Origin of the sequence: Pseudoalteromonas sp. HF66 (assembly GCF_011806445.1) — a bacterium.
Taxonomy (GTDB): Bacteria; Pseudomonadota; Gammaproteobacteria; order Enterobacterales; family Alteromonadaceae; genus Pseudoalteromonas; species Pseudoalteromonas apostichopi.
Genome location: NZ_JAATOU010000002.1, coordinates 254,722 through 267,794 on the forward strand (window position 1 = coordinate 254,722; position 13,073 = coordinate 267,794).

Below are 13,073 nucleotides of genomic sequence, written 5' to 3' on the forward strand. Positions count from 1 at the left end.
CGCTTTTACGAATAAGCATTGCTAATTAAGCTCGTATTTACTGAGTCTTCGCAAATACAAGCGACCATTGTCGCCGCTCACGTACTCAAATACAAGTAATTAGAAGACTAAATTGACAATTAGTTAACTCATTTCATACTTAATGAGTTAATACTTTTAAGGTAATCAAGATGTCAAACTCGCGTTCTTTCAAGTTTGCAACGTTTAACTTATTAAATTATACCGCGCCCCCCTACTCGTTTTATCAATTGCATGAGCGGTATAACAAAACTCAGTGGCAACAAAAACAATTGTTTGTTGCTAATTTTTTGAGTGAATCAAGCCCGGATGTGGTGGCATTTCAAGAAGTGTTTAGTCAACATGCCTTAGAAGTTCAATGTAAAGAAGCTGGCTATGACTACTTTAAAACAGTCGATAACCCATCTCATGATGCGTTGTACCCGCAAGTATTGTTCAACCCTGTGGTTGCAATTGCAAGTAAATACCCATTTAAATCAGTTGAGGCACTAGCACCTTGCCCCGAATTACTTGAGTATTTAAATAATCAAAACGAGTTCAAATTTAATCGCACACCTATTAAGTGTTTAATTGACCTTCCTGAATTTGGTGAAGTTTGCTTTTATGTGGTTCATTTTAAATCACAACGAGTGCAGTCAATGGCGCACATACTTAATATACATAACCTTGAAGATCCACTTTTGCATTTGCTACACCAGACAGTCGGCACCATGCAATCACAAATTTCACGATCACTAGAAGCATCGATTGTTTATTATGACGCCCTTAAAACCCAGCGAGAAAAACAGTGTGCAACATTAGTTATGGGTGATTTTAATGATGTACTTACCAGTCCGACATTGTCATTCATGACTCAAGGTTTTCACCCAACTCGTTGTGAACCCTGCATAGAACATAACGAACCCGTTGTTGGTTTAACAGACAGCTTTGAGTTTAGCCGCTGTTTTAATGAGAATAAATCAAAACCCTTCAGCCATTATTACCAAGGGAAAGGTAATGTGCTTGATTACATTCTCGCCTCAGCGCATTTTAACCCTGATTGCCAAGTTTCTAAGGTTAAAACGCTCGACTATGAAAGTTATGACAAACATATTTCACCGACACAATTAATCGAAGATATCAGTGTCAGTGACCACAGTATTATTGCTATAAAAATTCATTTTTAAAGCAACTGTTTTTCATAACGTTACTTGCTATAATTGCGCAAATTAAGTTATTTAGAGAATGACCATGAGAACATGCGGTGTAGAAATCACAGGTAGTGACGTACTACTTTGTATTTTAACCAAAGACAATGATGTATTTGATATCCGTGACATCAGACAAACACGCTTTACTTTAGCAAATGGTAATGATACTGAGGTTATGCGTAAGTTTCAGTTTGATTTTAGAAAGCTAATGCAAGATTATCAAATTGACTCTGTTGCGATTAAAGAGCGTCAGCCAAAAGGTAAGTTCGCCGGAAGCGCGAAAGGCTTTAAAATGGAAACAGCTATTCAGCTGATTGACGAATTGGATGTACAGATTTTTTCTGCAACGACAATTAAAGAGCAGCTAAAACGTAACCCCTTACCTATCGATTTCGAAGATACAGGCCTTAAGAAGTTCCAGGAAAATGCCTTTATCAGTGCCTATGTATACCTAATGCGTAAGACATATAAGCAAGACGAACAATAACCTAACAATAAAACGTGCTTCGGCACGTTTTTTATACCCACGATTCCATTTACTTTTCTGTAATCTCAAAATCCCTCTGTACATTAGTCTTATATAGCTTTTATTTGTCGACAATCTATGTTTAGTTAATTAGGTACGCATGTTTTGAAAATCACCCACAATGTTTTTCAATTCTTTTGCATCAAGTCCACGACAACAAATTAACCGGACACGGAGATAACAATGCAGACAAAGAACACACAAAGTAATGCGCTTCCACTTTCTCATAGTTATTATAAAGGTTGCACAGACAGTCCTTTGATAGATAAAACAATCGGGCAGTACCTTGATGATATTGTCGACAATTACCCAGAACACCCCGCTATAGTGGTTCATCATCAACAGATCCGTTTAACTTATAAACAATATCAACATCAGATTAATCAGCTTGCCATGGGGTTGTTAGCTATCGGTGTTAAACCTGGTGACCGTGTAGGCATTTGGTCACCTAATAATATTGAATGGTGCTTAACCCAATTTGCCACAGCCAAGATTGGGGCAATAATGGTATGCATTAACCCTGCATACCGACCAAACGAGTTAAAATACGCTCTGAACAGTGTTGAATGTTCAACACTTATCACAGCAAGTGAGTTTAAAGCGAGTAATTATATTAGCATGCTCAATGAACTAGCGCCTGAGCTTAGTAATTCAGAACCTGGTGAATTAAATTTAAGCGCTCTACCACATTTAAAAAACATAATTCGAATTGGTAACGAGCCAGCACTTGGGATGTTTAGTTTTAGCGATATTATGCAACGCGCTACAGATGCCCATAAGCTAGAGCTTGATGCAATTGCTGCCACTTTGCATTGTGACCAAGATATCAATATTCAATTTACTTCTGGTACCACAGGTAATCCAAAAGGAGCTACTTTATCGCATAAAAACATCTTGAATAATGGTTTTTTAATGGCACAAGCGATGAAACTTACTCATATGGATAAACTATGTATACCTGTGCCCCTTTATCATTGCTTTGGTATGGTGCTTGGTAATTTAGTATGTATAAGTAAAGGTGCCACCGCGGTTTTCCCTGGTGATTCATTTGATCCTAAAACAACCCTTGAAGTGGTTGAAAAAGAACGTTGCACTGGTTTACATGGTGTACCGACCATGTTTATTGCCGAGTTAGAACTCAAAGAATTCGCAAACTACGATTTATCTAGCCTACGTACAGGTGTTATGGCCGGTTCTACGTGTCCTGAACAAGTAATGCGTAAAGTTCATACTTTGATGCATATGACAGAAGTGGTAATTGGCTATGGTCAAACTGAATGTAGCCCTATCAATAATGTTACAGAAACCGATTCACCGCTAGAAAAACAAGTGACCACGGTAGGCCGTGCATTAGCACATACTGAAGTTAAAATTATCGACGAATTAGGCGACGTACAAAAAGTAGGTATACCCGGTGAAGTATGTAGCCGTGGCGCAGGCATTATGCGTTGTTATTGGAACGACGAAGAAAAAACTAACGCAACTATCGATAAAGAAGGCTGGTTACATTCTGGTGATCTAGGTGTAATGGATAAAGATGGATTTGTTGCAATAGTTGGTCGTATCAAAGACATGATTATCCGCGGTGGCGAAAACATATACCCAAGAGAAATTGAAGAGGTTCTGTATACCTACCCCGGCATTCAAGATGCAGCAATTTTTGGTATTAGCGATGAAAAATATGGTGAAGAAGTCTGCGCTTGGATACAACCCAAAGATGATGCAGTGCTAGATGAAAATGCCATTCGCGAATTTTTAAAAGACAAACTTGCCTATTTCAAAGTACCAAAATACATTCGCTTTGTTGAAGAATACCCAATGACAGTGACTGGTAAACTACAAAAATTCAAAATGCGCGAACAAATGCAAGAACTCCTCAGCGAAAAAGCTTTTTCGTAATCATTTGCTTGCAAAATACAACCTAATTTCAGCCAAGCTCAGCAACGCCTGAGCTTTTTAAATTTATTATGACTCCTAAATTATGAAAAGATATTTAGACACCCATTTTAATTCTAAAGAGGAAACTCAACTCTATTTCTAAAGAATAAATTTAAAAAGATAAATTTAAAAAAGACACCCAACTTAATATTTCTCACTTCTCAAAATTATGACTAAACTTAAAATGTTCAACTCATGGAGGAGAAGAGCATGGCAACACCACGGAAGAACTTAATTAGCCTTTCAAACACACCTTATTACCACTGTATTTCACGTTGCGTTCGCCGCGCTTATTTATGTGGAAAAGACCCACTTACTGGTCGCTCTTATGAGCACCGGCGCGATTGGGTTGAAACGAAATTACTTCAGCTTGGCAATATATTTTGTATTGATATTTGTGCTTATGCTGTTATGAGCAATCACACTCATTTGGTACTCCATGTTAATTTAGAAAAATCTAAGCGATTAAATAATAAAGCTATTCTTATAAGATGGCACAAGTTGTTTAAAAGCTCTTTTTTATGTCAACGGTATTTAAGTGGTGAATTACTTACACAGGCGGAGCTCGCAGCTTTAAATGCTCGAATTAATATTTATCGAGAAAGGCTAAGCAGTATTAGTTGGTTTATGCGAGTTCTTAATGAAGGTATTGCTCGAAAGGCCAATAAAGAAGATGGTTGCAAAGGGCGATTTTGGGAAGGCCGTTTCAAATCACAAGCTTTGCTAGATGAAGCTGCGCTTGCTGCTTGTCTTGCTTATGTTGACTTAAACCCGATTAGAGCCAAAGCAGCTGATTTACCAGAAAAGTCCGACTACACAAGTATTAAAATGCGAATTCAATCATCTGAAACAGGTAAGCAACCGAAAGCACTCATGCGCTTTGCTGGTGAGCAACATAAACGTACACCTAAAGGTCTGCCATTTGACCTAAAAACATACCTGCAACTCGTTGATTGGACTGGCCGCTCTATACGAAATAATAAACCAGGTAAAATACCTGATGAAGCGGCCCCAATTATAGAAAGGTTAAATATAAGTGCTAGCAACTGGCTTTCACTCACGACCTCATTTACACGTTCATTTAAAAATGTAGCTGGTAAAGAGCAAGCAATTACAGCTCATGCAATACTCATGAAAAGAAAACGAAGAAGCTCAATAGCTAATAGCCAAACTTTGTTTTGCTAAATTCTAAAACTATACAATCACTACTTTTATTTCTCTATTTTATAAATCGTAAATGTCTACGTTTTGAATTTTATTTTAGCTAGAATTAATAACTAAAACTTAAATTCAAATAGTGAAAAAGAACTAAATATCATTTGTATATATAATGTGCTCAACCAAAGGCTGTGACAACCTACTTTTTACATAAGTAAAAGTGGGTGTCTTTTTATATTTCATTTTATATTACTAAAAAGAATATTTTTTAATTATGAAGCATTACACAACACCTTGTTTTAACATTGCATCTGCAACTTTTTCAAACCCCGCTATATTCGCACCAAGTACAAGGTCGTATTCATTAGAATACTGTTTAGCTGTCGATGAAATAGTATCAAAAATTGACTTCATAACTTGCTGAAGCTTTTCATCAACTTGTTTCGGCCGCCATTTTTGCATACTTGCATTTTGAGCCATCTCAAATTGGCTCGTGGCAACACCGCCCGCATTTGCTGCTTTGCTTGGTCCTAAAAAGACATTGTGCTTTTTAAATACTTTAAGCGCATCGACTGTGGTTGGCATGTTTGCGCCCTCACACACGATCAAACAGTTATTTTCTACAAGTGTTAAAGCATCTTTTTCGGTAATTTCATTTTGTGTTGCACACGGAAGTGCAATGTCGGCTTCATATTGCCATACTTGATGACCTTCACTAGGGTATTGATTAACAGGCGTAAATTCAGCATCTTTATGCTTGTTCAAATAATCCCTAAGCTCAGCTCCTTTTTCTTTCTTTAAATGCTTAACTAATTTCACGTCAAGCCCATCCTTGCAATACAGTGTACCTTTTGAGTCGCTACAACTTAGTATTATTGCATCATATTCATCGAGTTTTTCCATCAGATATAGCGCAACATTACCAGCTCCAGACACTAAACACCTCTTACCCCTTAAGGACTCACCTTTAGCATCTAGCATTGCACTCAAGAAGTAAACGATACCATAGCCAGTTGCTTCTGTTCTTAAAGCTGAACCACCCATAATTTCTGATTTTCCGGTAAGTACACCTTGAAATTGATTAGTGATGCGTTTGTATTGACCAAATAAGTAACCTATTTCTTTAGTGCCAACACCAATATCGCCAGCAGGAATATCTGTATTTGCACCAATGTGACGATAAAGCTCTGTCATGTATGACTGGCAAAAACGCATAATTTCATTATCACTTTTACCTTTTGGATCAAAGTCAGCACCACCTTTGGCTCCTCCTAAAGGTAAATCTGTCAGTGAATTCTTTAAAACTTGCTCAAAGCCTAAAAATTTAACCACACTTTGATTAACACTCGGATGGAAACGCAAGCCACCTTTATATGGACCTAGGGTCGAGCTAAATTCAATTCTAAAACCACGGTTAACGTGGACTTTGCCATTGTCATCAAGCCAAGGTACCCTAAAAACTACCTGTCTTTCAGGCTCAACTAATCGCTCTAATATAGCATGTTCTCGATATTCACTATTAGCTTCAACTACCTGACTAATTGATGTCAACACTTCTTCAACAGCTTGATAAAACTCTTGTTCGTTTGGGTTAGACTCTTTTACAGTTTGCAGTACCTCTTCTATATATTGCATATCAAAATCCTATTTTAAGCTGTTGAAAATAATCGGTCTCTTAAAATTAAACTTAAAAAAACATAATATCGATCACTTATTTTAGCGAATACTAAACACGGATGGTTGCCTATCATCATACTGCCAATAAAAACGTAGAGGCTCATTTTGAGAGTCATAAAACCACACTTCAGCCACCAGCTGTATCGCATTGTTTGCAAGCATCACACTAGATAACAATTTGCTTTGTTTTAATGGAGCACGCAGTAAGCACTGGCTGTAATCTGCTCTGTTATCATCACCTTTTAGACAAATATTTACATACGCTCTGCTATCACCCATGTTTAAATCAACATCTACGCTTAGTTCCATTTTGCTACTTAAATCAAATTCCGGTTCAATCATTAAGTCCACCATTGTCTCTGTTTCTACACTTATATCTGTTCCAGTTGTTTCAGTAGCTGTACTTGTGGTGGGTGTCTGTATAGCACTTTCTGTCTTAATTGATGAGTTGCTTTCGCCACCACATGCTGACAACATTAGGCTAAAAGTTATTAAAGTATAATATTTCATGATTATTTTCCTCGTAAAATAACATTTTCCAGCTTTGCACTATTAAACCAAAGTGTGCTTTCACGCCCAGATGACTCTGCAAATATTTTGAATTCGCTGTAAGCTAATGTTATATCAACTTTCTCTTTTGGATGTGCCCACTCAGCTCCAACCTCAATAGCCCAAGGTAAACCAGTAGGTGATTGAAAGTAATATCCAAATAGGTTATTTGATGCATCATCACTTTCAGGGTAATTAAAAAAGCTTTGGTCAAACTTTTCTGTCGGTGCTTGATTTTTTAAATGAACTTCCCAACTTCTTGGGTCTTTTCCACTTAAAAATTGCCCATGGCTGAAATCAGCTGCTCCAAATATAAAAGGATCTAAAGTGTATTTCGGTGCATTTACTGAAGAAACACCGGTATTTAAAGAAACGCTCAAAGTAAAACCAACTTTACTACTGGTATAGCAACCATTCTCAGTACGAAAGAAACTGCACCCGCTTTGACTGCTTACATACGACCAAGTATCTGGCATTATAATGAGAATGGCATCATCAACACCTTCTTCTAACACGGTGTGTGTTTGCACTTCATTATTAATAATTAAACTAATCTCGCTCTCATTTACTTGGTTTCGTAATATTCGCTTTAAACTTCCACCTGAGGACTGAGCTAATCTAACAGCAAAACCGTTATGGTAACTTGCGCCTATTCCTACTAATTCTCCTTCAATCTTATAACCAAGCGCTTGGCCATCTTTCTCTATTAACTTTGTACGATAATTAACAACTAAATCATTAAAATCATAATCACCGGCAAATGGCCATTGATCTTCATAAGCAAGGGTTACCCAGCCATTTTCACTTGGGTATACCAAGCTACCATATGTTGTTACTGGATAATCTTCTACCTCGCCACCTGTTACCCCACCACTGGCTGTAATTGGGCTTAACTCACTGCCATCGGTCACACGAAAACGAGCCCATGTAGCCCCCATTACAGCATCACTAGGTACATCGACTAGTACACTGTTATCACCTTGATTTAAGCGATATTTGCTCACTGTAATTTCATCAGAGTCAAACTGGAAGTTTTGATCCCAATCAAACCAAGCATATAAATAACCATTATCATTAGGGGCTGTTACTATTACCTGACTAGTAGAGCCAGCAACGAAATCAGTTACAAACTTAACGCCATCATCAGAGCTATCGACCGGAGATGCCTGTAAATCTGCTTCTATGTTGATATTTTCACCATCAACATATGCGCCTAGATAAACCAAATTTGATTGGTCTTCATTAGGGTCAAACAAATGACGGGCACCGCTATCAGCAAGTACTGTTTTATATGGCATGGGTGCATCGCCAAAGTCTATTGAATTATCAGTTACTTTTACTTCTGCGATAGCGCAGCGTGCACCATCATTTTGGTTTGAAGTAGGCCCCAAAGTAAATACTGAAGCGGTCGGTGTATAACCATCTACAGGGCTTTTACCTAAATCTACTTTATGGATTTTACCACTGCGGTTATTACTAAAATAAAACTGGCCTTGTACATCAAAATAACTGGCACCATTTGCACCGGTATCGCCGGCTATGTCGAGGTTTGCGACAAAAGTGGGTGTCTTATTATCTAAATCTATCTCATATAAGTCGCCATTTGACTCAACCGCATATAAAAGATTGCTATGAGGATGAAACGCAAAATCATAAATAGCTAACCCCCAATTAGCTGAGTCCGCTACTAATTCTGCTTGATACGCATCAGATGGTTCTGTTAAATCTATACCAAACAAGCCAAATTTAGGGTGATATAAATAATAAATAGCCTGATTAGTTTCACTATTTACCTGAATATCACCAACATAAAAGTTGGTGTCTGGTAGTCCATTTACATTTAACCGCTCTAATATGTATTCGTCACCAATTCGCACAACACTTTTCGGGGATTGTTTACTAAAGCCATACATATATTGGTCTTTATAATTAAAGCCAACCGCATTGACACTTTCGTTGTTAGCTTCTGAAGTAAAATTGAGTGTTGCAGCTAGCACTGTAGATTTAGCAGATACTAGGTCAACGCCAAACATTTGCGCGGGTTTTCCCTGAATCAAAAATGCTTTACTTGGGCACTGCTGAAATGGTGCTGCACTTACGAAGCCCGTTGCAAGTGCGAATAGTAGATAAACGGTTATGTTACTTTTCATAATGACACTCTCCTGTGGATGTGAAATTATTTAAAGCAGCAACTATTCCAAAAAATAAATACTTTTGTAACAATATCTTATGAACGAGCAATCCAAATTACTTGCAAGATGCGAGAAGGATAATTGCAAAATGCAACTCTTTTTGGTCACATAAGCGAATCATCCCCACTTAAAAGAATGGCATGCTAAACTAATGCGGAATAAATTTATAATAAACCGCACTATGAAACTTAAAACCTCTTACCTTCTGTTTTGTATCTTATACCTCAGCAGTGCTTTTGCATCAACGCTGCAAAGCAACATTGATGAAGCCAGTACAATCAGCGACTATCAAAAACGTTATGAGTATTTAATAAGTATTGATAAGCACCTTATCGAAACTGCCAGCCTTGCAGAGCAAATAAGCTTTAATGTTAGATTGATACACGTTTATATACACTTAGGAAAGTTTCAACAAGCGCAAACTATTTTTGATGAACTTGAATCCATGCCCCAATACAAAAACGACTCCCCTATTTATAGCGAGTTGTATCTAGCTAAAGCGCGATTGGCATACAGACAAAATGACTTAGAGACCGCTATTCAACTGTCTCAACAAAATGTTGCCCTTTTTCAGCGTTTGCAATTTACTGATTATGAGATTGATGCCGTGGCGAGCCTTGTTAGTGCTTATCATAATTCTGGAAAGTACCAAGCAGCCTTAACCCTTTTAGAGACGTACATTCACAACGATAAACGCGAATTAACATTAAAACAAAAAGAGATACTATACCAAGGTTACTCTCGTAACCTTGAACAGTTAGATCGTTTGACCCTTGCTCTCGAATATAAATTAAAACGTCGAGAAGTAATTCAGAAAATGTCGCCGTCTATTTCACTGCAAGCTGGTATGAGTTATTCAATTGCGCAAAGTTATTTAGATTTAGAACAATTCGAAAAAGCAAAAGGCGAATTTAACACAGCCTTATATTTTGATAAGCAAACTGGAGCTCTTTCTGATATCGGACATAGTCTTGTTAAGCTATCACAATGTGAATATGGGCTAAAAAACTACACTTCAGCACTGGATTACGCTAAACAAGCACAACAAGTGTTTGCGAGTTATAACAGCACTCGAAATTCTGCCTGGGCAAACCATAATATTGCTATAAATTTGCTAAAAATGGATAACCTAGAACAAGCATTAGCAATTGAAGAACAAGTGATCACTGAGCTCAAACATGACGATCACTTATATATAGATGTGTTACTCACATTAGCAAAACTATATATTGGCTCTACTGAACTTAAACAAGCTAAACATTATGCAGAGCAAGCCTACCAATTAAGTAAAACCAAGAATAAACAACAAAAACAAATCATTGCCCTTGAGCATCTGACAACAGTGGCAGAAAAACAAACAGATTATCAACAGGCATTTTTATATCAAAAAACGATTACTGAGCTTGAAAAAGGTTTTGCCCGTAACAACTACAATCAACGTTTAGCTGAGCTGCAAAACTCCATTGCTATGCGCGACCGCGACTTGGCTATTCAAGATTTAAAGCTACAAGATAATGAAAAAAGCCAAGCTATTGCCTCTCAGCGCCAAACTATCCTATATAGTATTTTAATATTTAGCTTGCTTTTAGCTGTAATGGGCATCGCATTATTAAGAGTGAGACAGAGAAAACAACTCATTGAACAGCGTCGAAATTATCTAGATAAACAAATTAGTCAACGTAGTAAGTTATTATCACAAGTTGCTCACGAGCTAAGTGGTCCACTAACGGGTTTACGCTTACACCTTGAAACCCTTCAAGCAGGCCTAACTCAATTTAATGAGCTCACTTACGAAAAGCTCAACCAAAAAATCACCGACATGGCTACTTTAGTCAGTGATTTAAATAAAATATCACTACTTGAACAAAATAGTTTTCAGCTCAACCTAACAAAAATTAATGCTGCAGAGTATTTCCAAAGCTTACACGCAGATATGATTATTCAACTTGATAAGTTTGAAGTTGGGTTCACACAAAATATAACGGATGAATTAACACTAGAATGTGATGCAACAAGGCTTTCACAATTATTTGCAAACTTAATCAGTAATTCGATTAAGTACACGCAGCAGCCTGGGAAAATTAATTTTACGATTAGCCAAAACCAAACACGGTTATTAATCTGCTATGAAGATTCAGCCCCTGGCGTCAGCGACGAGAGTTTAGCAAAGATTTTTGACCATCTTTATAGAGTGCCAGACTTAAAAACAGTGAAACAATCAGGTTCAGGAATTGGGCTTGCGATTGTAAAACAAATTGTCGAAGCCCATAACTGGCGTATTATGGCAGCTCATAGCGAACTGGGTGGTGTTCGCTATGACTTAACTATTCCTATTTAGTTATTTGTTTGGCCATTCGAATGCGCCAACATCACCAGGAAATACAACCGGTGATTCAATACCATCTTTGTTCACAGCAGCAACACCAAAATAGTAGTTATCTATCACGACATTTTTCAGTGTTGCTTCTGTTACTTTGCCAACATCACGGCTAAATTGCCATTGTGGTTCGCTGGTATAACGCCAATAGATTTTATAACTAACCACCGTTGGATCATCACTTTCATCCCACGCTAAGGTTGTACTTGGCTTTACAGCACCTGAAATACTAACGCCCGTTGGCGGTGCTGGAGCCCACGCTATTGAAGCCATAGTCACCGCATTTAGTGAAGTTAATTTCGCTGCATAGGCAAAATCAACATGGTCAATGGTGTCACCATAGGTAATACCATTTTCAGTACGTAAGTCTTGATGCTGTTGGTTGTAGTTTTCGTTGGTTTCCATAATACGCACAGCCGCAAAGCCAACATCGTTAAATGGACGATGATGCCCTCCTCGACCAAAACGATCGAGTCGATATATCAACATGGTATCCAGGTTCTCAATGTAGCGGTCTGCGATTGTATCTATGTAACGCGCAAGGTTACGACTTGCAGAGTCAACTTCACCCCCCGTAAAACGGCGTTTATGGGCTTGCTCTTTTGTTTCTATAACGCGAGTACCTTCAGAGAAGATACGTGCAGTTGTGTTATCTGTTACCCCATTAATGCCCGTTGAGTTACCAATCATGTCGTTGTTTAAAACACCATGAACACGCCAATTATGATCTTGAGCGTATTTAGCTAAAATTTTGCCGCCAAACAAGCCTTGCTCTTCACCAGATAAAGCTGCATAAACAATTGAGCCATTAAATTTATACTTTGATAAAACTCGCGCCGATTCCAGCACGCCAGCCACACCAGATGCATTATCGTTAGCCCCTGGCGCATCTGAGGTATAGTCCATTACATCAGAGGCTCTCGAATCAATATCACCCGACATCATAACCATGCGATTAGCATCAACTTGACCGCGCTGAATAGCCACAATATTGACAACTTCAACCGGGTTTGGAATACGCTTTTCACCGGAAATAGTGTCTTTTACTTCAATGATTTCTAGGCAGTTACCACAAGCTTTAGAAATCGCCTCAAACTCAGACTTGATCCAACGTCTTGCAGCACCAATACCACGCGTATCTGATTTCGTCTCAGAGAGAGTATGGCGAGTGCCAAAGTCAACCAGCGTTTGAATATCTTGCTCTATACGTGTTTTAGAAACGGCACTTGCAATTTCATGCAAAGCTTGTTGTTCTTTATATTGAGGTGTTGTGGCATGAGCCGCCGCTACCAATAACAGTGATGAGCTAAAAAAAGCACTATTTGTTATTATTTTACGCTTAAACATAGTTTCACTCCTTCAATGAATCATTCAAGGCTAACTAATATTTCATTTCGTGCAATAGTTATGAGTTAGAAAACAAATTATTAGGTTGAAACCATATACCT

General features: G+C 37.9%; 9 protein-coding genes. 5 read left to right on the top strand and 4 right to left on the bottom strand.

Going from position 1 to position 13,073, the window contains the following annotated elements:
• Window positions 1-170 precede the first annotated feature (170 nt).
• From HCZ11_RS04000 to HCZ11_RS04015, 4 genes are all read left to right on the top strand, one after another.
• The gene (locus tag HCZ11_RS04000) at window positions 171-1,184 is read left to right on the top strand and encodes an endonuclease/exonuclease/phosphatase family protein (RefSeq protein WP_130051572.1); all 1,014 of its coding nucleotides are present in this window, start codon (window positions 171-173) and stop codon (window positions 1,182-1,184) included.
• Window positions 1,185-1,248: 64 nt separating this feature from the next.
• Window positions 1,249-1,695 carry a DUF3010 family protein gene (locus HCZ11_RS04005; RefSeq protein ID WP_130052294.1) on the top strand — a complete coding sequence of 149 codons (447 nt, stop codon included), beginning with the start codon at window positions 1,249-1,251 and terminating at the stop codon, window positions 1,693-1,695.
• Between the two features lie 222 nt (window positions 1,696-1,917).
• Window positions 1,918-3,633, top strand: a complete 1,716-nt coding sequence (locus HCZ11_RS04010) for an AMP-binding protein (protein ID WP_167657716.1) — start codon at window positions 1,918-1,920, stop codon at window positions 3,631-3,633.
• 249 nt (window positions 3,634-3,882) lie between these two features.
• Window positions 3,883-4,857, top strand: coding sequence for a transposase (locus HCZ11_RS04015; RefSeq protein ID WP_167657717.1), 975 nt, complete (start codon window positions 3,883-3,885; stop codon window positions 4,855-4,857).
• A 255-nt stretch (window positions 4,858-5,112) separates the two neighbouring features.
• On the opposite strand, the gene gdhA is transcribed toward HCZ11_RS04015, so the two are convergent.
• The 3 genes from gdhA to HCZ11_RS04030 all read right to left on the bottom strand — a co-directional run bounded on the left by gdhA (window position 5,113) and on the right by HCZ11_RS04030 (window position 9,206).
• Window positions 5,113-6,465 carry an NADP-specific glutamate dehydrogenase gene (gene gdhA, locus HCZ11_RS04020; protein WP_167657718.1) on the bottom strand — a complete coding sequence of 451 codons (1,353 nt, stop codon included), beginning with the start codon at window positions 6,463-6,465 and terminating at the stop codon, window positions 5,113-5,115.
• An 81-nt stretch (window positions 6,466-6,546) separates the two neighbouring features.
• The gene (locus HCZ11_RS04025; RefSeq protein ID WP_167657719.1) at window positions 6,547-7,017 is read right to left on the bottom strand and encodes a hypothetical protein; all 471 of its coding nucleotides are present in this window, start codon (window positions 7,015-7,017) and stop codon (window positions 6,547-6,549) included.
• Window positions 7,018-7,019: 2 nt separating this feature from the next.
• A complete protein-coding gene (locus HCZ11_RS04030) occupies window positions 7,020-9,206 on the bottom strand; it encodes an LruC domain-containing protein (protein WP_167657720.1) in 2,187 nt (728 codons plus the stop codon).
• 223 nt (window positions 9,207-9,429) lie between these two features.
• Here HCZ11_RS04030 and HCZ11_RS04035 point away from each other — a divergent pair, with 223 nt between their 5' ends.
• Window positions 9,430-11,586 carry an ATP-binding protein gene (locus tag HCZ11_RS04035; RefSeq protein ID WP_167657721.1) on the top strand — a complete coding sequence of 719 codons (2,157 nt, stop codon included), beginning with the start codon at window positions 9,430-9,432 and terminating at the stop codon, window positions 11,584-11,586.
• Here the strand turns inward: HCZ11_RS04035 and HCZ11_RS04040 are convergent, their stop codons facing one another.
• Window positions 11,587-12,972, bottom strand: a complete 1,386-nt coding sequence (locus HCZ11_RS04040) for a M28 family peptidase (RefSeq protein WP_130051579.1) — start codon at window positions 12,970-12,972, stop codon at window positions 11,587-11,589. It lies immediately after the preceding gene.
• Window positions 12,973-13,073: the final 101 nt, after the last annotated feature.